Source organism: Kitasatospora cathayae, assembly GCF_027627435.1.
Classification (GTDB): domain Bacteria; phylum Actinomycetota; class Actinomycetes; order Streptomycetales; family Streptomycetaceae; genus Kitasatospora; species Kitasatospora cathayae.
Genome location: NZ_CP115450.1, coordinates 2365104 through 2388128 on the forward strand (window position 1 = coordinate 2365104; position 23025 = coordinate 2388128).

The following is a 23025-nucleotide window of genomic DNA, read 5'->3' on the forward strand; positions in this document are numbered from 1 at the left end:
CTGGGACAACGGCGCGGCCGGAACCCGACTGCGGTCGGCGTGGGTGGACGGGAAGAAGCTCGAATGGCAGGGTCAGGCGGTCCGCTGTCCCATCGCGGTCTGCGCGGCCGGGAGGCCGAACTCGCACGGCTCCAGGCGCTGATCACCTCGGTGGCCGGCACCGGGAGTGGCGGACTGGCCCTGATCCAGGGGGAACCGGGCATCGGCAAGACCACCCTTCTCGCCGAGGCCGCCTCCCGAGCCGCCGCGGCGGGGTTCTCCGTGGGCCTCGGCAAGGCCGATGAACTGCACCACATCGTGCCGTTCTCGTCGCTGGCGGCCAGCATCCTGCACGGCGACCGGCCGCTGCTGTCCGGAGACGACCTCGCCGATCTCGCCCGCGGCCACGACCAGCGGATCTGGCTCGTGGAGCGCCTGGCGGAGGTGATCGAGGCCCGGGCCACAGACGCGCCGGTGCTGATCGGTCTGGACGACGTGCAATGGGCCGACGCGCTGAGCCGCTTCGCCCTGCAGCAGTTGCCGACCCGCCTGCGGACCTCGCCGGTCCTGTGGATGCTGACTGCACGCCGGGAGCCGGCCGGCCCGGCCGAGGAGATCGTGGCGGCCGCCGCCGGCGGCCTTCCCACGGTCACGGTGCCCCTGGGCCCGCTGTCCGGCGCGGCCATCGGTCAACTCGCCGACGACACGCTCGGACCGGCGGTCGAGACGTGGGTGCGGGACCTGCTCGACGGCGCCGGCGGGAACCCGTTCCTGGCGGTCGAGATGCTGGCCGGACTGCGGGCCGCCGACGCCTCGCAGGACGTCATGCCCTCCCGGCTCGTGGTCGGCGTGCGCGGCAGGCTCCGGTCCCTGCAGCCCGACACGCTGCGCTTTCTCCAGATGGGCGCGGTGCTGGGCCGCCGGTTCGGCTTCGACGACGCCGCCGCGCTCTGCGACCGCCCGGCCGCCGCCCTGCTCCCGGCGCTCGAGGAGGCGGTGCGCGCCGGGCTCCTGGACGACGACGGCGACCAGTTGGTCTTCCGGCACGATCTGCTGCGCCAGGCGGTGTACGCCGACATCCCGCCGTCGGCCCGCAAGGCCCTGCACCGCGAGGCCGCCCGCCGCCTGGTCACCGCGGGCCGGCAGCCGGCTGACGCCGTGCCGCACATCCTCCGGGGCGCCGTGCCCGGGGACGAGGAGGCCGTGGCACTGCTGCGGCGAGCGGCCGACGACGTGCTGGCCGTCACCCCCGGCCCGGCGGCCGACATGATGTTGCGCGCCCTCGAACTGTCGCCAGCAGCAGGAAAGTTGAAGTTCGATGTGGGCGAGCAGACGATCCTCTGCCTGGCCCGGGCCGGCCGCAACCGCGAGGCGCTGGAGACCGGTGACCGGCTCTTGGCCGACCGGCCTCCACTGGACACCTTCGGCCGGCTTCAGTCCGCCCTGGGCGGGGCGCTGTGGACCATGGACCTCGCCGAGGAACTGCGCCGCCGGGCCGAGACCGCGCTCGCCGCGGGCGGCTCCGCCCCGGAGATCTGCGCCCGGCTGGCCGCCCTGCGCGCCCTGGCCCTGTCCCGGGGCCGTGACCTGGCCACGGCGAGGGAGGCCGGCGAGACCGCGCTGCGGACCGCCACCGCGATCGGCGACCGGGAGGCCCATGTGCTGGCCCTGTCGGGGCTGGGCGAGATCGCGCTGAACGCGGGGGAGAACGCGGTCGCGCTGGAGCGCTTCGCCGCGCTGAGCGCCATCGACTCCGCCTTCCTCCCCGAGGAGGTCGTCGCGCACGTGCATGTGGACGACTTCGCTTCCGGTGAGCGCCTGCTCCTCCGGGCGGCGGACCGGGGCGGCACGGTGCGTCAGGCCATGCTGCTGTGGGCCCAGGGCCAGCACGACCTGGGGCTCGGCCGACTCGACGACGCAGAGGCCGACTTCGTGACCATGGAACGCCTGGAGGACGAGGTGCGGGTGCCCGTCCAGCAGGTGAACGGTCGGGTGATCCGCTCCCGGATCGCCCTGCTGCGCGGCGACCGCGAGGCGGCCCGGGAGCACCTGCTAGCCGCCCGGGAGCAGCTGGCCGTCAAACCGAACCCCGGTAACACGGCCGCGGTGCACTTCCTGGAGGCCGTCCACGCCGAGGCCGACGGGGACGTCGCACTCGCCGTCGACCGGATCCGCCGGGTTCAGCAGCAGGGGCCCTTCATGCGGTGGCGCCTGCTGCGCGACTGGGTCGACGCCGCGGTCCGGATGTCCCTGCGCGGCGGGGAGCGGCAGCTCGCCGAGGACCTGGCCGCGCAGGCCGAGGCCCACGCCGGACGCAACCCGTCCGTGCCGACCGCCATCGGCGTCGCGGCGCACGCCCGTGGGCTCGTACGGAACGACCCCGCCGTGCTCGAACAGGCCGTGGACCTGCTCGGGGCGAGCCCCCGCCCGCTGACCCGGGCCGCTGCCCACGCCGATCTCGGCCGGGCCCTCCTGGGCGCGGGGCGACGACGCCGGGCGGCGGCCGCGCTGGCGCACGCCCGGGACACGTTCGCCGAGTCGGGCGCCCACGCCGCGGCGGCACAGGTCCAGCGCGTCCTGGTGGGCGCCGGGGCCGACACCCGTCGGACGGCGACCGTGCAGCGCCCCGTCCAGGGCTGGGGTGCCCTCACGGCCTCGGAGGAGAAGGTCGCGCGCCTCATCGCCCAGGGCCACACCAACCGGTCGGCCGCCGACGTGCTGGTGGTGTCCCCGCACACCGTCAACACCCATCTGACGTCCGTGTTCCGCAAGCTGTCGATCGGCTCCCGGGTCCAGCTCGCCAACCTGGTCGCCTCCCTGCCCGAGGCCTGAACGGGCTCGTTGGTACGTCCACGCGATGCCCGCCACGGCCGGACCGGCTTGGCTTGGACATCGCCCCCTGTGGGACATCGCCCCGTCCCCACTTCCCCGCCCAGTCGAAGGTCACCGGCATGCACAGATCCACCCCCGTTCCGCCGACCGTCGTGCTGGTGCACGGGGCATTCACCGACGCCTCGTCCTGGTCCGAGGTCATCGGCCCGCTGCGCGCCGCCGGTTTGACGGTGCACGCCCCCGCGAACCCGCTGCGCGGCCCGGCGCATGACGCCGCGCGCGTCCGTAGCCTGCTGCGCGAGCTCGACACCCCCGTCGTCCTGGTCGGCCACGGCTACGGCGGCGCGGTGATCACCCAGCCGACCGATGACGCCGACCAGGTGGTCGCCCTGTGCTACGTCGCCGCGTTCGCCCTGGACGCCGGCGAGTGCGTGCTGGACATCACCAACCGCTTCGCCCCCTCCCCGATGGCCGACGCCACTGTCACCACAGCCTTCCCCTCCCGCCCCGACAGCGAGGTGTACATCCACGCGGAACGGTTCCGGCAGCTGTACGCCGACGACCTGTCACCCGCGGCCGGGCAGGCGCTTGCCTCAGCACAACGCCCGATAGCCTGCGACGCGCTGACCGAAAGATCGGGCTCGCCGGCCTGGGCGGACAAGCCGTCCTGGTACGCCATCGCGACCGCAGACCGGATGCTCAACCCCGCCGCCCAGCGCTTCATGGCCCAACGCATCGCGGCCACCGAGTACGTGCTGGACGCCTCGCACGCCGTCCCGCTCTCGCGGCCCGAAGCCGTGGTGGCGATGATCCGGGAGGCCACCGGGCACGCCACGGGTACTCCCGGGGGTGTTTAATATGCGTTCGAACGGAAGGGTCCGATTGGACCCCGACCCCAGGCACCCGGCAAAGGCACCAGCATGACCTCACCGGCCAGATCGTCGGCTCGGCGGATCGCCGCCCTCCTGACCGGGCTCCTCCTCCTGGCGCCGGCCGCCACCGGATGCGGTGACCGCACCGGTTCCGGGCCGTCCGGGGGCGAGGTCACCGCCATCACCGCGCTCGACTACTACACCGACCAGGCCGAACACGCCCAGTGGGGCGACCTGCTCACCGCGTGCGGGCGGACGGTCGGGGTGCGGGTCGAGCAGACGAGCGTCCCGGGGGCGTCCCTGGTCCCCAAGGTCCTGCAGCAGGCGTCCTCACGGACCCTCCCCGACCTGCTGATGCTCGACAACCCCGACCTGCAGCAGATCGCCCGGACCGGCGCACTGGCCCCGCTGGACGGCTACGGCATCGACGCCGACGGCTTCGCCCCGGGCATCGCGTCGGCGGGCAGCTACCAGGGCAAGCTGTACGGGCTGGCCCCCAACGTCAGCACCGTCGCCCTGATCTACAACAAGGACATGCTCGCCGAGGCCGGCGTCGCCGTCCCGAGGACCTGGGACGAACTGAAGGCGGCCGCGGCTACGTTGACCCGCCCCGGGCGCTACGGCATGGCGGTCGACGCGAACGCCACCTTCGAGGGCACTTGGCAGTTCCTGCCCTTCCTGTGGTCCAACGGCGGCGACGAACGGCAGTTGGACACCCCCCAGGCCGCGCAGGCGCTCCAGCTCTGGGTCGACCTGGTGAACAGCGGCTCCATGTCGAAGTCGGTGCTGAACTGGACCCAGGCCGACGTCCACGACCAGTTCGTCGCCGGACGGACGGCCATGATGATCAACGGCCCATGGCGCATCCCGGCCCTGGAGCAGGACGCCGACCTGCACTGGGGAGTGGCTCCCGTCCCGGTCCCCCGGCTGGGGCAGTCCCCGGTCACCCCGCTCGGCGGCGAGGTGTGGACCGTCCCGCAGAACCCTTCCAAAGCCCGGCAGCAGAAGGCCGCCCAGGTCCTCGCTTGCCTGAACTCCCCGTCGAACATGCTCACCCTGGCCCAGGAGCACCACACCGTGCCCTCCCGCACCGCAGTGGCCGCCCAGCATGTTGAGGCGAACCCGTCGATGGCCGCCTTCGCCCAGAGCGTGGCGGTGGCGCGCGCCCGTACCAGCGAGCTCGGCGTCGAGTGGCCCAAGGCGGCGACGGGGATCTACACCGCGATCCAGTCCGCGCTGACGGGCGAACAGACGCCGGAGGAAGCCCTCAGCCATGCGCAGCAGACCGCCACAGGCCGCTGACCCGTCGCCGGTCCGACGCGGGGACCGCTGGACCCGGTGGCTGTTCGTCGCGCCTGCCGCGACGTACCTGCTGCTGTTCTTCGGCTACCCGATCGCCGACAACGTCGTGATGAGCTTCCAGCAGTACACCGTCACGAGCTTCTACACCGGTGACGCCCCGTTCGCGGGCCTGCGGAACTACGCGGCGGTCCTCTCGTCCTCCGCATTCCCCCGGACCCTGCTGACCACGGCCGTGTTCACGGCCGGCTCGGTCCTGGGGCAGTTCGCCCTCGGCCTGGCCTTCGCCCTGTTCTTCCGACGCCGTTTCCCGCTCGGCGGCGTGCTGCGGTCACTCCTGCTGCTGCCATGGCTGCTGCCGCTGGTCGCCTCCGGAACCACCTGGAAGTGGATGCTCGACCCCGACACCGGAGTCGTCAACGCGGTGCTGCGCGGCCTCCACCTCACGTCATCCGGCGTTCCCTGGCTCACCGGCACCTCCCAGGCCCTGCTGTCGGTGGTCCTGGTCAACACCTGGGTCGGCGTCCCCTTCAACACAGCGATCCTGTACGGCGGTCTGCAGGACATCCCCCCGAACCTGTACGAGGCGGCGAAGCTGGACGGCGCCGGCCCGCTGGCCTCGTTCCGCCACATCACCTGGCCACTGCTGCGGCCGGTGGTCAGCGTGGTGCTCGTGCTGGGCGTGGTCTACACCGTCAAGGTGCTGGACGTCATCCTGGTGGTCACGGGCGGAGGGCCGGCCGGGGCCACCGAGACCATCGCCACCCAGTCCTACGAACTGTCCTTCCGGCAGTTCGACTTCGGGCGCGGCGCCGCGATGAGCAACCTGCTCATCGTCCTCTCGCTGGTGTTCGCAGTCCTCCACCTGCGCGCCGACCGACGTGCCCGGACCGTCTGACCGTCTGAGAGGCGCTCCCGTGAAACGCCCACCCGGCCGCGGCGGCCCGCTGTCCACCCTCGTCGGGATCGTCCTGCTCGCGCTGATGCTGTTCCCCGTCTACTGGATGGTGAACGCCTCCCTCCAGCCGGCCGGCAACACCCTGCGCGGAGGATGGTTCCCGCTCCACCCGGACCTCAGCGGATACGCCACCGCGCTGCGCGACCAGGGGCGCAACCTCGTCACCAGCCTCGTGGTGGCTCTCGGCAGCGCGCTGCTCAGCCTGGCTCTCGCCGCACCGGCGGCCCACGCGCTGGCCCGGTTCCGCCTGCGCGGCACCAAGGTCGTACTCCTCGGCATCCTGACCACCCAGGCGGTGCCGAGCATCGTGGTGGCCGACGCGCTCTACGGCGCCTACAACGACCTGGGGCTCCTGAACTCCCACCTCGGGCTGGTCCTCGCCGACTCCACCGCCGGCGTCCCCTTCGCGATCGTCGTCCTGCACTCGTTCATGCGGAGCATCCCCGAGGAGGTCATCGAGGCCGCGCGGATGGACGGCGCCGGCCGACTGCGCGTCTTCCGCTGCGTGGTGCTCCCGTTGAGCCGGAACGCACTGATCACAGCCGGCGTCTTCACCTTCCTCCTCGCCTGGAGCGACTTCCTCTTCGCCCTCACCCTGACCACCACGGACACCGTCCGGCCGATCACCCTGGGCGTCTACCAGTACCTCGGCGCCCACACCAACCACTGGAACGCCGTCATGGCCACCGCCGTCATGGCCTCCGTACCCGCCGCCGTCCTGCTCGTCGTCGCCCAGCGCCACGTCACCGGGTCCGTCGCCGGTGCGGCCGACAAATGAGGGCCACCCCGATCTAGTAGGTTCACGCGATGCCGCGCCCCGGGCCCGCTGGCACGGTGGTCCGGAAGGCGCAGCGGTGGACGGGCCACCGGTGGCCGACCGACCCGAGAGGAACCCGGTGCCCGCATCTCTCTCCACCGCGCGACTGTCCGCCTCCGACCGGGCGGAGCGCTGGCACGAGGCGGTGTCCCACGCCTTCGTGCCGATGGCCGTGGACCTCCTGGAGGAGGTACCGTCGCCCGGGACGATCGTCGGCCACCAACTCGGCCCGATCCGGATATTGCGGGTCCAGGCGGGACCGCAGGTGGCGACGCGCACCCGGCGCATGATCGCCGACGACGGCCCCCCGTCGCTGATCCTCAGCCTGCAGGAGCGCGGCACCGCGCTCAAGGAGCAGGACGGCAGGGAGTCGGTCATCCGGCCGGGCGAGTTCTCCATCACCGACACCTCCCGGGTCTTCCGCAAGAAGATCGAGGAGAAATTCGTCTTCACCTCCTTCCACTTCCCCCGCGCCGAGTTGGACGTCCCCGAGCGGGACCTCCGAGCCCTGACCGCCACCCCCTTCAGCGGAGCCGAGGGCAGCGCCGCCCTGGTCGCCGCCTACCTCTCCCGGATGGCGCGCGAGGCACAGGTCCTGGACGAGGTCGTCGGCCGCCGGGCCGCAAGCACCGCACTCGACCTGCTGGCCCTACTGGTCGACGACCGCTCCGGCCGCTCCCGCCAACAGGCCCCGCGGAACGCAGCCTCCCTGGAACGGGTCAAGGACCACATCCTGCGCAACCTCCGCGACCCGGACCTCTGCCCGTCCACGATCGCGGAGGCCAACTTCATGTCGGTCCGATTCCTCCACAAGCTCTTCCACCTCGAAAACACCACGGTCAGCAGCTGGATCCGCGCCCAACGCCTGGAACGCTGCAGCCGCGACCTCCTCCGCCCGGTCGCCGCGGAACTCGGCATAGCAGGCATCGCCCGCCGCTGGGGCTTCGCCAACTCCAGCCACTTCAGCCGCGCCTTCCGCGCCGCCTACGGCATGCCCCCCAGGGACTGGCAGATCAGCAGCAACCAGGCACGATGACCCTCCGCGGCCCCGCCGGGGAACGGCTCCTTCCTTGACCTGGGGCTATGTTACGTTCGGGCCGTGAGGCGAGGGTTGTTCTCAGCCGAGTGAAGGTGTGTCGGGACGCAGGTCCCGAGGGTGAAGTCATCCCCACCGAGCGGGCCGACGCTCTCGCGGTGGTGACTTCGGACGGGGGACGTGTTGTACGGGCGTGATGACGAACTGCGGTTCCTGTCCGGCTTTCTCTCCCGCTGCTTCGACGGAGCCGGCGACGCCCTGCTGCTGCGGGGTGAGGCCGGCATCGGGAAGACCGCCCTCCTCGGCGCAGCCCGGGAAGCCGCCCTCGCACACGGCGGCCGGGTCCTGTCGGCGCTCGGCGTGCAGTCCGAAGCCTCCGTTCCCTACGCCGGGCTGCACCAGCTGCTCGCTCCGGTCCTGCCTGACCACACTCCGTCACTCTTGGAGCCCCAGCGGCAGGCCCTGTACGCGGCCTTCGGCATGAACGACAGCGCCGCGCTCGGCATGTTCTCCGTCGGGCTGGCCTCACTGGAGCTGATCAGCAGCCTGGCCCACGAAGCCCCCGTCGCCCTGCTGATCGACGACGTGCAGTGGATCGACCGGGCGAGCAGCGAGGTGCTCGCCTTCGTCGCCCGACGGCTCGAAGGCGAGCGGGTCGCCCTGCTCACGGCCGTCCGCGAGGGTCACGAGAGCGCACTCGACGACGCCGGCCTGACCGAGATGCAGCTCCACCGGCTCGATGACGACGCGGCGGCGGCGCTCCTGCAGGCGCGCACGCCCGGGCTCGACCCTTCCCTCGGTCAACGGATCCTGGCCGAGGCCGCCGGCAATCCGCTGGCGCTGGTCGAACTGCCGACGGTGCTGCGCGGGGACGGAAGCGTCCCGTCGGCACTGCTGCCCCTGGTGCCGACCACCCGCCGCCTGGAGCGGTCCTTCCTCGCACGCGCCTCGGACCTGCCCGAGCTCACCCAGACCGTCCTGCTGGTCGCCGCCGCCGACGACGGCGCCGACCTCGCGGAGATCATCGAGACCGCGAAGGGCCTGGTCGGCGGCGACCTCTCGGTCGCCGCCGTGGAGCCCGCCGTCGACGCGGGGCTGCTCGAGATCCGCGGGCCCGAGGTGCACTTCCGCCACCCCCTGGTCCGCTCGTCCATCTACCACGCGGCCGGCCCCTCCCGTCGGCTGAGCACGCACGCGGCACTGGCGAAGACGCTGGCCGGACAGCCCGAACGCAGGGCCTGGCATCGTGCGGCCGCGACCCCCGGGGCGGACGACGACGTGGCGCTCGACCTCGAACAAGCCGCCCTCAGAGCACTGAGCCGAGGTGCCCCACGAGCCGCGGCCGAGGCGCTGCGACAGGCGGCCCTCCGCAGCCGACCCCACACGCACAGGGGCCGGCTCCTCCTACGCACGGCAGAGATCAACTTCGAACTCGGCGAGGCCGCCACGGCACGCCAGCAGCTCGCCGAGGCACAGTCCGCGGAACTCCGGACCGAGGAGAGGCTGCGCCTCACCCTGTTGAGCGAGGTACTGAACCACGAGAGCTGGCTCAGCCCCGAGCGGGTGAGGGCGTTCGCCGACGTGGCGGACCAGCTGGCCGGTGCCGACAGCGCGGGCGCCGTACTCGCGCTCAACGCGCTGTGGCCCCTGTCCATCAGGTGCTGGCACGACAACCCGACGCAGGAGACCCGCGACCTCTTCGTCCAGGCGGCACGGCGGCTGCAGCGGCACGACAGCGACCCGATGGCCCTGTCCGTCGCCGCCCTGGGCGACCCCGTCGGTCAAGCGGCCCGGATCATCGACACGACCGGCCGGATCGCCCCGGGGACCGTGGACGACCCGGCCGAACAGCACGCCCTGGGCTCCTCGCTCACCGGGATCTGGGCGCTCGACCTGTCCTGGCCCTACCACAGTGCCGCCGTCGACGGCCTGCGCCGGCAGGGACGCCTGGGACTGCTCGGCGAAGCCCTCGTGTGCCAGGCGTGGGCCGCGCTCCACCTCGGCAAACACCGGCTGGCGCACACCGCGGCGGACGAGTCCCGGCGGCTCTCCCGCGACACCGGCCGATCCCTGTGGGCGTGCGCCGCCGACCTGGTACTGGCCACCCTGGCGAGCGAACGCGGGGAGTCCGACACCGCGGACGAACTCATCCGGAGGGCCGAGGCGGAACTGCTCTCCGCCGGAGCGCACTCGATGCTCGGATTCGCCCAGTTCGCCAAGGGGCGTCACGCCATGGCCAACAAGCTGTACAACGACGCCTACGAGCAGTTGACGCGGGTGCTGGATCCGGCCGACATCACCTACCACCCGGTCCTGGGCGTCTTTGGCGCCGCGGACCTCATCGAGGCCGCGGTCCGCACCGATCGCACCGACGAGGCGGCGCACCATCACGCCCGGCTCAGTGCGCTGGCCGAGAAGACGACCGCCCCGCTCCTGAAGGCCATGGCCACCCGCACCCGCCCCCTGATCGTCGCCCCCGACCGGACGGAGGCCTCCTACGTGCAGGCCCTTGAGGACAGGCTGCTGGTCAACTGGCCTTTCCACCGAGCACAGTTGCAGCTGTCCTACGGCCGGTGGCTGCGCCGCCAGCGCCGCATCCTGGAGGCCCGCCGACCCCTGCGGGCGGCCGTGGACAGCTTCGACGCGCTGGGCGCCACCGTCTTCGCCCAGGACGCGCGGTCCGAACTGCGCGCGGCGGGCGAAGCAGTCCGCAGGGCCGCACCGCCCACCGGGGACACCCTCACCCCGCAGGAACTCCAGATCGCCAGAATGGCGGCGACCGGGATAACCAACCGCGAGATCGGAACCCGACTGTTCATCTCCCACCGCACGGTGGGCCAGCACCTGCGCCGCATCTTCCAGAAGCTCGACATCACCTCCCGCGGCCAGCTGCACCTGGCCGACCTCGGCGGCGAATAGCCCTGCTCCTCCCCGCTCGCCGACACCCCCGATGCGCCTCCCGACCACGTACCGACGATGCCGCGAGCACCGGTGCCTGCCCTCGCGGGGCGCGTACCGGCGACCGGGTCAGGCGCCGTAGAGGGCGGCGCGCAGGGTGTCGGCAGCCAGTGTGATGGCCGCCTCGGCCGCGCAGGTCCCGCGCAGGGCGTCGAGCACCACGAAGTCGTGGATGGCACCCGTGAACCGCACGGAGACCACCGGGACACCGGCCGCGCGGAGTTTGCCCGCGTAAGCCTCGCCCTCGTCGCGCAGGACATCGGCCTCGGCGGTGATGATCAGAGCCGGTGGCAGCCCGGTGAGTTGCTCGGTGGAGGCGCGGAGCGGGGAGGCGGTGATCCGGGCGCGCTCGGTCTCGTCGGTCGTGTACTGGTCCCAGAACCACCGCATGCCGTCGCGGCGCAGGAGGTACCCGGTGGCGAACTGGTGGTAGGAGCCGGTGTCGAAGGCGGCGTCGGTCACCGGCGAGAACAACAGCTGGTACACCAGCGGAACATCACCGCGCTCGTTGGCCATCAGCGTCAGCGCGATGGCCATGTTCCCGCCGGCCGAGTCACCGGCGACCGCGATCCGCGTGCCGTCCATCCCCTTCGCCGCACCCTGCCGCACGACCCACTGGGCGACGGCGTAGTTCTGCTCGATGGCGACCGGGTAGCGGGCCTCGGGTGAGAGGGCGTACTCGGGGAACACCACGGCGGCCTCGACACCGACGGCCAGTTCACGGACCAGACGGTCGTGCGTCCGGGCACCGTCGAACACCCATCCCGCACCGTGCAGGTAGAGGATGACGGGGAGGGCGCCCTCGGTACAGGCGGGCTTCACGATCCGCACGCGAACGCTGCCGGTCGGACCGCCCGGTACGGTGATCCACTCCTCCTCGATCACGGCCTTGGCGACCCCGCAGTCCTGCATCTCCTCGACGGCCTTGCGCCCTTCCGCCGGGGGCAGCTCGAACAGGTAGGGCGGGCGGGTGGTGGCTTCCGCGAGGGCGGCTGCCGCCGGTTCGAGCACCGGTTGGACCGGCTCGACGGCACCAGGCATGCGGGTTCTCCCATCCTGTACGTGAGATGTCGGTGGGACCGGCGTGACGGCGCCGGACCCTCAGGAAGGCATCGGGGGCGTACGTTGTTGCCACGCTATGTCGCCGGGCGGGGGGCACTGCGCCAGGAGTGCACACGACTGTCCCCACGGCGCAAAGCCGATTGAGGCCGTGCCAGGAACGCCGAGAGCGCCGGGAGTCGACACCCCTGTGTTCGCGCGGTGTCCTGCGGCAGCCCGCGCGCCCCTCGGAGGCGGCGTTCCCGGCCGGCCGGGCGTCCGTGGCCCTGCAACCGCCGCGACCGTCCGTGATCACGACAGGGCCTGCCATTCGCTGGGGCTCATGCCGTATTCTTCCCGGAAAACGCGACTGAAGTGCGACGCGCTGACAAAGCCCCAACGGTTCGCCACTGCCGAGACGGCGATCCTGCGGTTCGGTGTGCGCCTCAGGTCGTGCCTGCAGGATTCCAGCCGGCGCTGCCGCAGCCACTGACCCACCGTGATGCCCTCGTGCTGGAAAATCTTGTGGAGGTAGCGGACCGATATGTGGTTGGCGCGGGCGATCGAATACGGCGAGAGGTCCGGATCCGTCAGGTGTTTCTCGATGTAGTTCTGGATCTGCGCGATCAGTTCGCTATGGGCGACCGTCGAAAGCTCCTCCCGCTCCGTCTGGAGAAGTTCCATGACGAGGACGACGAGAAGATCCACGGTGGTGCGGGTGAGCCGGTGGATGGTCTCCGGACTGTGATCCTGCACCCCGGTGGTGAGCTCGGCCAGACAGCTCGACACCAGTGCACCCAAGCCGTCACCGCCTTCCGAGATCATTCCCGTGAGGCGATCGCAGTCCGCTTCCGACAGCTCCAGAAGGCGACGGGGCAGACGAAGGACAGCAACCCGGCCGTCATCGGCGAACCGCGGGGTGCGAGACCGGCCAGGATCGCAGAAAACGAGGTCGCTCGCCTTCAAGGGGATCTCGTCACCATCGCTGGTGATCATCATCGAATCGTCGACCGCCCGTGCCAGATGGAAAAACTCCTCATCCCTCAGAGGCATCGGGGAGACGGCCTGGATATGCCAGGACATCGTCGTCATCGATCTTCTCCTGTCGAATCGCGACCCGGAAAGCAGCAGGACCCGCACATCCATCGCGCGGTCGAGGCCGACACCCGACTCGACGGCCCGGTCGCGAGCGGGTGTGGCGGCGGCGAGGCCCGCGGCCGTTCCCAGCGTCAGGACACGCCGCCGCAGGCGGCCTCATGCACCTCACTGTGGCAGGGAGCCCTACGCACAGGCATGCGTCACATGACCGTCGACACGACTACGCACCCGGCCGTTCGGCAGGCGCGCCTCCTCACGGCAGCTGACACGACGCAACCCGCGTGATCTCCGGGCCGCGATTCCAATTCGGTTACGCACCATCCGGCCGCCGTCGGATCGACGAACCGCGTCCAGTTGTGTGAGCAACCGCGTCGCACCACCACGTCACGAGGGCGTCCCGCGGCGTCCGTGCCCCGTTCAGCGCTGATGGACCTCGAGGAAGGTACGCACCGCGGACTCCAGGGCCCCCTCGATCCACGCCGGCTTGAGGCTGGTGTGCTCGCCGGCGAAGTGGACGCGTCCTTCCGGGGTCCGGGTCGCCGGGTGGAGCTCGTGCAGCTGGCCGGGGGTGACGATGGCGGCTTCGCCGAGCGCGTAGCGGGCCCGGGCCCAGGACTGGGTGGCGCCGACACCGGTGAACTCCCGTCGTGCGCGCGGGCCGAACAGGCGCTCCAGGTCGTCCAGGGCGAAGGCGTACCGCTCGCCCGGAGTGAGGGAGTCCCAGCGTGCGGCATCGTCGGACCAGGTGTAGGAGGCGAGTACGACGCCACCCGGGGACCCCTGCGGGGCGTGGGAGGGCAGGTAGGTGAAGCGGCTGGCGCTGTCGCTGACGCAGCCGCCGCCGGTGAAGCCGTCCGGGCCCTGCTCCCAGAAGCGGTGGTGGAACTCCAGTAGGACCTTGGTGGCGCTGTCGTAGTGCAGCTCCGCGACGGCCCGGCGCTTGGGGTAGGACATCAGCGGCTCGATGCGGCAGAACCGCAGCGCGCTGAAGGGGATGGTGACGATCGCGTAGTCGCCCTCGAACACCTCGGTCCCGGGGGTGGGGGCGCCGTCGCAGGACTCCTCGTCCCCGCTCTCCGCGACCGTTTCGATGGTGACCTTTCCCGCCTCCTGCCGCAGGCGGGTCATCCGGCACCCCAGGCGCAGTTCGTCCGTGAGCGGTGCGGCCAGGGCGTCGGTGAGCGCGGCGGTGCCGTCCTCGAGTTCCCAGTAGCGGTTGGCGGGGCTGATGACCGCGTGATCGATCAGGGTCGGGATCAGGGAGTAGTGCAGGCGCGAGGTGAGGTTCTCCAGGGTGCCGACGGCCTGCACGGACGCCGTGTCCCAGCCGGCCTCCTCGCGCAGGTACCGGCGGGTGGAGTGGTAGCCGTAGGTGCGGAAGACGCCGGTCCAGGCGTCCAGCCGCGAGCGGATGTCGCCGTCCGGGACGGTGACCTTCTCGAACGCCTTGTTCAGGGCGGCGGCAGTGGTGGCGTCGAACCGCGCGCCGAAGGAACGGTTGACCGCGGCGGGAGACTTCGAGTACGCCGCACGGGAGGTCGTGGTGCCGTTGACCGAGATCAGGGAACGGAAAGCGGCCGCAGGAGCGGTGAACGTCCCCTGCGGGCCGTTGCTCCAGCTCTCCCCGGTGAACGAACGGTACGTCACCGGTGGCACGGCACCGGACGGACCGCTGCCCGGCTGGACGTCGGCGTTGTAGAACAACCGCCGCTTCAGGCCGAGCTTGTCCGCGAGGCCCAGGACGAGCGGGTGGAAGTCGGGCAGACGCATCGCACCGGCTTCGGCGTGCAGCAGCGGGTCCGAGAAGATCCGGCGGAAGGTCTTGATCCGTCCCCCCACCCGGCTGGCATTGGCCTCGATCACGACCACCTCGTGACCGGCCTGCTTGAGCAGCGTCGCAACCGTCAGGCCCGCGATTCCCGCGCCCACCACCAGCACCCGCTTGCGGCCCGTACGTGCAGGCAGCCGGCCGTCGATCAGAATCCGCAGATACTCCAGCGTCAGATCGCTCTGCTCGTCCTCACCGACCATGAGCATCTCTCGCGCCAGGGCGCGACTGACCGCCTCATCGGCCACCGCCCCGGTACTCGGCGCGAACGCAGGCACCAGGGCGCCCGAGGGGACGGCCGAAGCCCTCCCTCCGGCGCCGATCGCACCAGCCGCCGCGGCGGCGCCAACCGAGCCCAGCAGGGCACGGCGCGCGAGCCGGGGACGTTCCGAAGCGGCAGTCGGCGCGCCGGGGCGGTTCACGGTCGGCTCTGTCATCTCTTCTCCTGATCACGGCAGTTGGACACTCCATCGAATCAACGCCCGAGCACCGCCCCAGGAAACGCCAACTCACCGAAGACCCGGCACGACCACCACGTCCTTCGAGCGGAACTGTGTCCCGCCATGGGCACGTACTCGCTTCCCGACCTGCCGTACGACTACTCCGCGCTCGAGCGGGCGATGTCGGCCGAGATCTTGGAACTGCACCACCCCAAGCACCACGCCGCCCCTTCGCCTTCCACCTGTCCGGGTGATCCTCCCCGGCGGACCGCCTCCGCTCCGCCGAGGCCGGGCCGACACCCCGGCCACAGGCTGAGCCCTCCGTGGCCCGACCGCCGTCGGTGCCGCGGAGGGCTCTGCGCTTCCGTCGCGACTTTCGGTTATCGCGCTGACCGTCACCGGTCTCCTGTTGTAAGGAGGCCGAATCCCCTCGGCCCCGGACGGCGCCCTCTCCGGCGCGCCCGCTACGGGAAAGACCTGCCGATGACCACCTCTCCTCGTCCGTTCTCCCGAGGTTGGCTGCTCGCGTCCTGCGTGCCCACACTGCTCGTTCTCGGGATGGCGGTGTCCGTCCCCTCGGCTCCCTCCGGTTCCCCGCAGGCCACGGCAGCGAGCATGCCGGAGATGCCCGGGATGGCGCACACGGCGGGCGCCGCCCAGGGCCTCGCCCGCGGCCTCGCGGCCGAGCAGGACGGTTACCGGCTGAACATCGCGACCTGCGGCGTGCCCGCCGGGCGGCCGACGGCCTTCCGGTTCACCGTCACCGGCCCTGACGGCGCCCCGGTCACCGACTTCGCCGTCCACCAGACCAGGAAGCTGCACTTCTACGCGATCCGCACCGATCTCACCGGCTTCCAGCACCTGCACCCGGACATGGCCGACGACGGCACCTGGACCGCCGATCTCGCCGCCCTCGCTCCGGGCACCTGGCGGCTGTACGCCGACTTCATCCCGAACACCGGCCCCCACGCCACAGAGCTCGTCCTCAGCCGCACCGTGACGGTGCCGGGCGAGGTCGTCCCGAAACCCCTGCCCGCCCCGACCGACAGCACCACCGTCGATGGCTACACCGTCACCCTGTACGCCCAACCGATGGCCGGCGCACACCAGTTGACCGCCACCGTCAGCCAGGACGGCCGCCCGGTCACCGACCTCCAGCCCTACCTCGACAGCTACGCCCACCTCACCGCCTTCCACGAAGGCGACCAGGCACTGGCCCACCTCCACCCGGCGAACACCGTCAACGGCGACCACGGCGGGCCCACGCTGACCTTCCAGGCCCTGCTCGCCGAGCCGGGCAACTGGCGAGTCTTCCTGCAGTTCCAGACCGCCGGACAACTGCACACCGCCGAGCTCACCCTGCACGTCGACTAGAAGCCGCGCTGCCCGGCTCCCGCGTCACGGGGCCGGGCACTGCGGCGGCTGCGACGTCGACGGGGTTGCGGACGCCGTGGGCGCTGCGGACGGCGTGCCGACCGGGGTCGCTCCCGGCGCGGCGGCGAGCTTGAGGGGTGGGCGCCGGGTGCTCGGGCTCGGTGCCGCCCTGGGGCAGTTCGATCCAGCGGTCGATGCTTCGCGGCGGCGCCGAGGACGGCCACGGCGGCGATGGCCATGACGGTTCCCGGCAACGGGATACCGGTCAGCAGGACGTGACCGCCGACGGACAGCGTCGGCAGCAAGGCGGTGAACACCGCCGCGCGCCGTGCGAAGCGCTATCCCGGGCTCCGCGCGGCCGTGTATGGCACGGCCTTCTGAGGTCCGACCCCGCCCGGCGGGAGGCTCTGTGGGGCCGGTGCGGGAGGAGTCCCGCACCGGCCCCGGACGGTCACGCCGAGGCGGTGGAGCCGTCGGCCTTGCGGCTGCGGCGGCCGAGCACGACGCCCGTCACGGCGCCGAGGACGCCGACGGCGATGCCCGCGATGCCCGCGATGCCGAGCGTGCGGGCGGTGGAGTCGCTGCTGCTCGCCTTCGCCGCCGCCGTGCTCACCGCCGGGGCCGCGGCGGTGTTCGCCGCCGGGGCGCTCGCGGCTGCGCTCGCGGCCGGCGTGGCGTCGCCGCCGGTGGCCGCGGTCAGGTGCAGCACCGGGGCCGGGTGCTCCGGCTCCTTCTGACCGTCCTGGGCCTCCTCGATCCAGCGCACGATGTTGCCGTCGCTGTACGTCTGCAGGGCCTTGAAGACGACCTTGTCGGTGCCGTCGGGCAGCGCGCCGAGGTCGACGGTGAAGTCCTGGCGAAGGGCAGAGCCCGCAGAACGCGGAGGTCGAGCGCGGCGGCGCGCACCGGCACAGGCTCGGCGGCGGGTTCCGGAGTCAGACATGGCCGGACATCATGACACCACCCGCCGCACCGCCGTGCGGGGAGCCGGGGAAGAACCCCGGACATGCACGGAACTTTTCCGGTGTCGCGTCCGACTACCAGTGCCGGGCCGCAACCGTCGGCCCCTGCACCCGGATCTTCCCAGGAGATTTCCATGCGTTCTCGTGTGTTGTGCGGCATGGCCGCCGCCGTCGCCGTCCTCGTGACGGGATGCGGCAGTGGCGGAGGTGCCAAGACCGGCGACGCGGGAGCGGCGGCCACGTCCGCACCCGCTGCCGGGGCGCCGTCGGCCGCGGCGGCGTTCCCGGTCAAGGTCACGGACTGCGCCGGGAAGGAGACGGTGTTCGACTCGGCGCCGAAGAAGATCGTCACCAGCAACGCGTCCGGCCTGGAGATGCTGCTGCGGCTCGGCGCGGGTGACCGGGTGACCGGGACGGGCTTCCCGCCCGGCAAGGGCGCGCTGCCGGCCGACATCGCCGACGCCGGCGCCAAGGTGCCGGTGCTCGGGGACATGGTGATCCCCAAGGAGAAGCTGCTCGGCTCGGGCGCCGACCTGTACGTGGAGACCTTCGCCGCCATGGGCGGCATGGGCGGCGGGATGGGCACCACGCCGACCGACCAGGAGTACCGGGCCGCCGGGATCAAGCGGGTGTTCCTGCACTCCACCGCCTGCGCGGCGATGGCCAAGGCCCCGCAGCAGGAGCTCTCCGGCGTCGAGGGCGACATCAGGAGCCTGGGCCAGGTCACCGGCACCTCGGCCAAGGCGGATGCGCTGGTCGCGGACATGGAGAAGAAGGTCGGGTCGGTGAAGACCGCGCTGGCCGGTGTGGCGGCGGACCAGCGCCCCGGCTACTTCTTCTTCGACTTCGACGCCGGCACCAAGCAGCCGATGGCGGTCTGCAACCGGCAGGTCGGCAACGCCGTGATCACCCTCGCCGGTGCCCGCAACGTGTTCGGCGACTGCGACGGCGACTTCAAGCCCGTCTCGTGGGAGGACGTCGTCGCCAAGAACCCGGACTGGATCCAGCTCGGCGTCCGCAACCGCGGCAGCGAGGCCGAGAACAAGAAGGCGTTCGACGACGCGGAGAAGTTCCTGCGCGAGTTCCCCGCCACCAAGGGCCTCAAGGCCGTCCAGGAGGGGCACTTCGTCCGCATCGGCTCGGAGGTGACCACCATCGCCGGCACCCGCAACGCCGACACCGTCCAGCAGATCGCCCACACCCTCTTCCCGGACCTCGTCAAGGACGCCCAGTAGTGACGGCCGCACCCGCCGCGGCGCCCGTCCGCCGGCCCGCGCGCACCGCGCGGGCCGGCCTCGTCGCGTCCGCTCTCGTCACCACGCTGGTCGTCGCCCTCACGCTGGCGGTCTCGTTCGGTTCCGTGGACATCCCGGTCCGGGAGGTCTGGACCGTGGTGGAGCACCGGATCACCGGGACGGCGCCCGAGGCCGGCACCCGGGATCTGATCGTCTGGCAGCTGCGCGTACCCCGTGCCCTGCTCGCGGCACTCGTCGGCGCCGGGCTGGGCCTGGTCGGCACCGCCGTGCAGGCACTGGTGCGCAATCCGCTGGCCGATCCGTACCTGCTGGGCATCTCCTCCGGCGCGTCGCTGGGCGCCGTCGCCGTCATCGTCCTCGGCGCGGGCACCGGCTTCGCCTTCGGGTTCGGCGTCTCGGCCGCCGCGTTCGCGGGCGCGCTGGCCGCCTTCGCCCTGGTGTGGGCGATCGCCCGGCGCGGCGGCGGCTTCGCCCCGATGCGCCTGGTGCTGGCCGGGGTGGCCGTCGGGCAGTTCCTCTCCGGGTTCACCAGCTTCCTCGTCCTCCAGGCCGGGGACGAGCAGCGGACGCGGGGCGTGCTGTTCTGGCTGATGGGCAGCCTCGGCGCCGCGACCTGGGACCAGCTCGCCGTGCCCGCCGCCGCCGTCGTCCTGGGCTGGCTGGTCCTCCAGGCACGGGGCCGGCACCTCAACGCCCTGCTGATGGGCGACGAGACCGCCGCCGGCCTCGGCGTCGACACCGCCCGGCTGCGCCGCGAGCTGTTCGCCGTCACCAGCCTGCTGACCGGGGTCCTGGTCGCGGTCTCCGGCGCGATCGGCTTCGTCGGCCTGCTGGTGCCGCACGTGTGCCGGCTCGTCGTGGGCGGCGACCACCGCCGGCTGCTGCCGCTGTCCGCCCTGACCGGCGCCGTCCTGCTGGTCGTGGTGGACACCGTCGCCCGCACTGCCCTGGACACGCAGGAGCTGCCGATCGGCGTCGTCACCGCCGTCATCGGCGCACCCGTCCTGCTGTACCTGCTCGACCGACGGCTGGAGCGCGGATGAGGATCGCCATCGAGGAACTGTCCGTCGCCCTCGGTGGGCGCGACGTGCTCTCCGACGTCGGCCTGATCGCCGCCGAGGGCGAGATCGCCGGCCTGGTCGGGCCGAACGGCAGCGGCAAGTCCACCCTGCTGCGCACCGTCTACCGGCACCTGCGTCCGAACGCGGGGCGGGTCCTGCTGGCCTCGCGGGACGTGCGCTCGCTGGCCCCGGCCGAGGCCGCCCGGCACATCGCGGCCCTGCCCCAGGAGCGCGGCTCGGACTTCGAGTTCACCGTCCGCGAGGTCGTGGCGATGGGCCGCACCCCCTACAAGCGGGCCTTCGCCGGGGACGACGAGTGGGACCGGGCCGCCGTCGCCGAGGCACTGGAGCGGGTCGGCCTCGGGGCCCACGCGGACCGCCGGTTCGCGCAGCTGTCCGGCGGGGAACGGCAACGGGTGCTGCTGGCACGGGCGTTCGCCCAGCAGCCGGACGTACTGGTGCTGGACGAGCCGACCAACCACCTCGACGTCCAGCACCAGGTGGAGCTGCTGGCCCTGCTGCGCGAGCAGCGCCGCACCACGCTGATCTCGCTGCACGACCTGAACGCCGCGGCCTCGCTCTGCGACCGGCTGCACGTCCTGCACGAGGGCGTTCTGGTGGCCTCCGGCACGCCACGGGAGGTGCTGACGCCCGAGCTGCTGGCGAAGGTGTTCGGCGTGCGGGCCGCGGTGGTGGAACATCCGCTGACCGGTGATCCGCTGATCGCCTTCGACCACCGGCAGGCCGCCCCGTGACCGCCGGCGGGACCACCGCCGGGGAGCCGACTGCCTCGGTGTAGGACCGCCGGACCGCCCCCTGGTTCCCGATGGGAGCGAGGGGGCGTGGTGTGTCGGCCGGCAGGGCTCAGGACTCCTCGAAGTGGCTCGGCCGACCGTCACGCAGCACCAGGGTGCCCTGCTGCTCGGCGTCGGCCCGGCGCATCAACTGCCAGCTGCCGTCGGCGCGGTGCAGGACGGTGGAGTGCCAGGGGGTGGTCCAGGCGTCGGTGGCGTCGAGCAGGCGGATGCCGAACTTGGCGGCGCCGCGCGGCTGGGGGTGGATGGACAGGCGGACGGTGCGGGGGTGGTGCTCGGCGATGAGGTCGCCCCACGCGCGGCTGCGCTGGATGACCCCGTAGGCGCGCCGGCGGCACTCGCGCTGGAGGGCGGACCTGGTGCCGGTGAAGTCCACGGTGTCCTCGGTGAGGAAGCGGGTGATGCCCCGGTAGAGCGCGAGGGTGTGCTCGTCGCGTCTCACCTCGGCGCGCAGTTCCTCGACGGTGGGCGCGTACTCGTCGTGCACCCGGGCGCGCTTCTCGTCGTACGGCAGGTCGCCGAGCACGTCGCGCAGGTCGAAGACGGACAGGCGGGTCAGGCCCTCGCGGCGGATCAGGGCGGCGAGTTCGTCGGAGTAGGCGTCGATGTGCGGGTCCGGCACCCGGATCAGGTCGCCGAAGACGTGCCCGTCGGAGCAGATCTCCATCCGGGCGCCCGGCTCGTACACCTCGCCGACCGCCCGGCAGAGGTCCTCGAGGAAGGTGAGGGAGAGGCGTTCGCCCTCGTCGGGGAGGTGTCCGAGGACCTTGGCGGGGCTGGGCGACTTGCAGGGGAAGCCCGGCAGGGTGAAGACGATCCGGTCTCCCGCCTCGACGAACTCGGCCAGCTGCCGCAGCTGTTCGGGGAAGTCGTCGACGTCGGCCGGGACCGCGGTGTCGGTGGCACGGCGGTGGGGCAGCAGCAGTTCCAGGACGGCGGCGCAGGTCTGTCGGACGGGTCTGGAACTGCCCGTGACGGATTCGGTGGGCATGCGTCTCCTCCGTGAGGGCATGGCGGGACGGCGGCCCGGCGCCGCTCGTCCCGACGGGAGGCGGGTGCCGGGCCGCCCTGGTCGGGCGGGGTGGGTCGACCGGCGGTGGCCGGGTCGGTCAGGTGCGCTTGTCGTAGGCGACCGGGAGCCGGTTGACGCCGCGGGCGAGCACGGCCGGGATCCAGGTGAGGTCGTCGAGGGAGCCGGCGGGCCGCAGGCCGGGCAGGCGGGCCAGCAGGGTGGCGAGGGCGATCTGGAGCTCGGCGCGGGCGAGGGCGGCCCCTGGGCAGAAGTGGATGCCGTGCCCGAAGGCCAGGTGGGAGTTCGGGCTGCGTTCCAGGTCGAGCGTGTCGGCGTTCGGGAACTGCTTGCCGTCGCGGTTGGCCGCGCACAGCGAGACGATGACGGAGTCGCCGGCCGGGATGCGGGTGCCGTGCAGGTCGCTGTCCTCGGCGAAGAACCGCCAGGTGGTGAGCTCGAACGCGCTGTCGTAGCGCAGGAGTTCCTCGATCGCCCGGGGCATCAGGGCGGGGTCGTCGCGCAGCCGCTCCAGCTGGTCGGGGTGGCGGAGCAGGGTGATCAGCATGGTGGTGATCTGGTTGGTGACGGGCTCCTGGCCGGCGACCAGGAGCTGGAAGATCATCGAGTCGAGTTCCTCCTGGGTCAGCTCCCTGCGGTCCTTGGCGACGACCAGGCGGGAGAGGAGATCGTCGTCCCAGTGCCCGCGCTTGTGGGCGACGACCTCGGCGATGTACGTCTGCAGGCCGAACAACCGGGCCTCGTAGGCGGGCCGGCCCGGGTCCTGCGGGCCGACCGGCTGGACGACCTTGCCCCAGTCCCGGTCGAAACGGGCGGCCAGCTCGGCCGGGAGGCCGATGACCTCCGCCAGGACCCGGAACGGGTAGTGCGCGGCGAAGCCCTGCACCAGGTCGGCGCCGCCCTCGGCGGGCAGCTCGTCCACGAGGGCGTCGGCGAGCTCCTGGAAGCGCGGGCGCAGCGACTCCACCCGGCGCGGGGCGAAGGCGTCCAGGACGAGGCGGCGCATCCGGGTGTGCTCCGGCGGGTCCTGGTGCAGCAGGTGCGCCTGGAGCTGGGAGTGCTGGGGCTCGGGCATGATCGAGGCCAGGGCGCGCCAGTCGTCGTTGCCGAGCTCGTGGTTCTTGCCGAGGCGGGGGTCGTTGAGCGCCTGGTGGGCGGCGTCGTAGCCGGTGACCAGCCAGGCGGCGATGCCGGAGGGGAAGCGGACCTTGTGGACGGGCCCGGCGTCGCGCATGCGGCGGTAGAGGTCGTACGGGTCGGTCTTGTAGGCGGAGCCGTAGAGCGGGATCGGCTCACCGGCGGCGGCGCCGGTGACGGGGCAGCGGCCCTCGGTGTGGTCAGGGGTGGTCATGCCGGTTCCTCTGGGTGGCGG

The 23025-nt window shown here is 72.2% G+C and carries 17 protein-coding genes and 1 pseudogene; 12 read left to right on the forward strand and 6 right to left on the reverse strand.

Features of this window, described 5'->3' with window-relative positions:
- Positions 1 to 63 precede the first annotated feature (63 nt).
- The 7 genes from O1G21_RS10555 to O1G21_RS10585 all read left to right on the forward strand — a co-directional run bounded on the left by O1G21_RS10555 (position 64) and on the right by O1G21_RS10585 (position 10712).
- Positions 64 to 2811 (forward strand): helix-turn-helix transcriptional regulator, encoded by a 2748-nt coding sequence (locus tag O1G21_RS10555; protein ID WP_270142762.1) that lies wholly within the window; start codon positions 64 to 66, stop codon positions 2809 to 2811.
- Positions 2812 to 2930: 119 nt separating this feature from the next.
- The gene (locus O1G21_RS10560) at positions 2931 to 3668 is read left to right on the forward strand and encodes an alpha/beta fold hydrolase (protein WP_270142764.1); all 738 of its coding nucleotides are present in this window, start codon (positions 2931 to 2933) and stop codon (positions 3666 to 3668) included.
- Positions 3669 to 3731: 63 nt separating this feature from the next.
- Positions 3732 to 4985 (forward strand): sugar ABC transporter substrate-binding protein, encoded by a 1254-nt coding sequence (locus O1G21_RS10565; protein ID WP_270142766.1) that lies wholly within the window; start codon positions 3732 to 3734, stop codon positions 4983 to 4985.
- The gene (locus O1G21_RS10570) at positions 4957 to 5880 is read left to right on the forward strand and encodes a carbohydrate ABC transporter permease (protein WP_405000621.1); all 924 of its coding nucleotides are present in this window, start codon (positions 4957 to 4959) and stop codon (positions 5878 to 5880) included. The genes O1G21_RS10565 and O1G21_RS10570 overlap by 29 nt, the downstream gene beginning before the upstream one ends.
- A gap of 19 nt (positions 5881 to 5899) precedes the next feature.
- On the forward strand, positions 5900 to 6718 hold the full coding sequence (locus O1G21_RS10575; protein WP_270142768.1) for a carbohydrate ABC transporter permease: 819 nt from the start codon (positions 5900 to 5902) through the stop codon (positions 6716 to 6718).
- A gap of 118 nt (positions 6719 to 6836) precedes the next feature.
- A complete protein-coding gene (locus O1G21_RS10580; RefSeq protein ID WP_270142769.1) occupies positions 6837 to 7793 on the forward strand; it encodes an AraC-like ligand-binding domain-containing protein in 957 nt (318 codons plus the stop codon).
- A gap of 183 nt (positions 7794 to 7976) precedes the next feature.
- Complete coding sequence (locus O1G21_RS10585; RefSeq protein WP_270142771.1) at positions 7977 to 10712, forward strand: helix-turn-helix transcriptional regulator; 2736 nt, start codon at positions 7977 to 7979, stop codon at positions 10710 to 10712.
- Positions 10713 to 10820: 108 nt separating this feature from the next.
- Here the strand turns inward: O1G21_RS10585 and O1G21_RS10590 are convergent, their stop codons facing one another.
- The 3 genes from O1G21_RS10590 to O1G21_RS10600 form a co-directional block, all read right to left on the reverse strand.
- Positions 10821 to 11792 carry an alpha/beta hydrolase gene (locus O1G21_RS10590; protein WP_270142772.1) on the reverse strand — a complete coding sequence of 324 codons (972 nt, stop codon included), beginning with the start codon at positions 11790 to 11792 and terminating at the stop codon, positions 10821 to 10823.
- 309 nt (positions 11793 to 12101) lie between these two features.
- Entirely contained in the window at positions 12102 to 12881 is a 780-nt protein-coding gene (locus tag O1G21_RS10595; protein ID WP_270142773.1) for a helix-turn-helix transcriptional regulator, read from the reverse strand.
- Positions 12882 to 13304: 423 nt separating this feature from the next.
- On the reverse strand, positions 13305 to 15152 hold the full coding sequence (locus O1G21_RS10600; protein ID WP_270142774.1) for a flavin monoamine oxidase family protein: 1848 nt from the start codon (positions 15150 to 15152) through the stop codon (positions 13305 to 13307).
- A 126-nt stretch (positions 15153 to 15278) separates the two neighbouring features.
- On the opposite strand from O1G21_RS10600, the pseudogene O1G21_RS41735 reads away from it, so the two are divergent.
- Both O1G21_RS41735 and O1G21_RS10605 read left to right on the forward strand, forming a co-directional pair.
- Positions 15279 to 15371: pseudogene (locus O1G21_RS41735) on the forward strand (superoxide dismutase); the annotation flags it as partial.
- 399 nt (positions 15372 to 15770) lie between these two features.
- Positions 15771 to 16529, forward strand: a complete 759-nt coding sequence (locus O1G21_RS10605) for a hypothetical protein (protein ID WP_270142775.1) — start codon at positions 15771 to 15773, stop codon at positions 16527 to 16529.
- A gap of 451 nt (positions 16530 to 16980) precedes the next feature.
- Here O1G21_RS10605 and O1G21_RS10610 read toward each other — a convergent pair whose 3' ends face one another.
- Positions 16981 to 17472, reverse strand: a complete 492-nt coding sequence (locus tag O1G21_RS10610) for a DUF1775 domain-containing protein (protein ID WP_270142776.1) — start codon at positions 17470 to 17472, stop codon at positions 16981 to 16983.
- Between the two features lie 153 nt (positions 17473 to 17625).
- Between O1G21_RS10610 and O1G21_RS10615 the strand changes: the two genes are divergently transcribed.
- From O1G21_RS10615 to O1G21_RS10625, 3 genes are read left to right on the forward strand one after another with little or no spacing between them, the layout of a single operon-like run.
- Positions 17626 to 18726, forward strand: a complete 1101-nt coding sequence (locus tag O1G21_RS10615; protein ID WP_270142777.1) for an ABC transporter substrate-binding protein — start codon at positions 17626 to 17628, stop codon at positions 18724 to 18726.
- The gene (locus tag O1G21_RS10620; RefSeq protein ID WP_270142779.1) at positions 18726 to 19790 is read left to right on the forward strand and encodes a FecCD family ABC transporter permease; all 1065 of its coding nucleotides are present in this window, start codon (positions 18726 to 18728) and stop codon (positions 19788 to 19790) included. Before O1G21_RS10615 ends, O1G21_RS10620 begins: the two co-directional genes overlap by 1 nt.
- Complete coding sequence (locus O1G21_RS10625) at positions 19787 to 20563, forward strand: ABC transporter ATP-binding protein (RefSeq protein WP_270142781.1); 777 nt, start codon at positions 19787 to 19789, stop codon at positions 20561 to 20563. The genes O1G21_RS10620 and O1G21_RS10625 overlap by 4 nt, the downstream gene beginning before the upstream one ends.
- A 109-nt stretch (positions 20564 to 20672) precedes the next feature.
- Here O1G21_RS10625 and O1G21_RS10630 read toward each other — a convergent pair whose 3' ends face one another.
- Both O1G21_RS10630 and O1G21_RS10635 read right to left on the reverse strand, forming a co-directional pair.
- Positions 20673 to 21614, reverse strand: coding sequence for an isocyanide synthase family protein (locus O1G21_RS10630; protein ID WP_270142783.1), 942 nt, complete (start codon positions 21612 to 21614; stop codon positions 20673 to 20675).
- Positions 21615 to 21732: 118 nt separating this feature from the next.
- Positions 21733 to 23004 (reverse strand): cytochrome P450 family protein, encoded by a 1272-nt coding sequence (locus O1G21_RS10635; protein WP_270142785.1) that lies wholly within the window; start codon positions 23002 to 23004, stop codon positions 21733 to 21735.
- Positions 23005 to 23025: the final 21 nt, after the last annotated feature.

Bases quoted from the DNA above. Each gene is read 5' to 3' on its own strand.
- O1G21_RS10605 (WP_270142775.1), top strand. From the start codon at position 15,771: ATGCCGGAGATGCCCGGGATGGCGCACACGGCGGGCGCCGCCCAGGGC.
- O1G21_RS10565 (WP_270142766.1), top strand. From the start codon at position 3,732: ATGACCTCACCGGCCAGATCGTCGGCTCGGCGGATCGCCGCCCTCCTG.
- O1G21_RS10625 (WP_270142781.1), top strand. From the start codon at position 19,787: ATGAGGATCGCCATCGAGGAACTGTCCGTCGCCCTCGGTGGGCGCGAC.
- O1G21_RS10600 (WP_270142774.1), bottom strand. From the start codon at position 15,152: ATGACAGAGCCGACCGTGAACCGCCCCGGCGCGCCGACTGCCGCTTCG.
- O1G21_RS10595 (WP_270142773.1), bottom strand. From the start codon at position 12,881: ATGACGACGATGTCCTGGCATATCCAGGCCGTCTCCCCGATGCCTCTG.
- O1G21_RS10610 (WP_270142776.1), bottom strand. From the start codon at position 17,472: ATGTCTGACTCCGGAACCCGCCGCCGAGCCTGTGCCGGTGCGCGCCGC.
- O1G21_RS10630 (WP_270142783.1), bottom strand. From the start codon at position 21,614: ATGCCCACCGAATCCGTCACGGGCAGTTCCAGACCCGTCCGACAGACC.
- O1G21_RS10635 (WP_270142785.1), bottom strand. From the start codon at position 23,004: ATGACCACCCCTGACCACACCGAGGGCCGCTGCCCCGTCACCGGCGCC.
- O1G21_RS10555 (WP_270142762.1), top strand. From the start codon at position 64: ATGGCAGGGTCAGGCGGTCCGCTGTCCCATCGCGGTCTGCGCGGCCGG.
- O1G21_RS10615 (WP_270142777.1), top strand. From the start codon at position 17,626: ATGCGTTCTCGTGTGTTGTGCGGCATGGCCGCCGCCGTCGCCGTCCTC.
- O1G21_RS10560 (WP_270142764.1), top strand. From the start codon at position 2,931: ATGCACAGATCCACCCCCGTTCCGCCGACCGTCGTGCTGGTGCACGGG.
- O1G21_RS10590 (WP_270142772.1), bottom strand. From the start codon at position 11,792: ATGCCTGGTGCCGTCGAGCCGGTCCAACCGGTGCTCGAACCGGCGGCA.
- O1G21_RS10570 (WP_405000621.1), top strand. From the start codon at position 4,957: ATGCGCAGCAGACCGCCACAGGCCGCTGACCCGTCGCCGGTCCGACGC.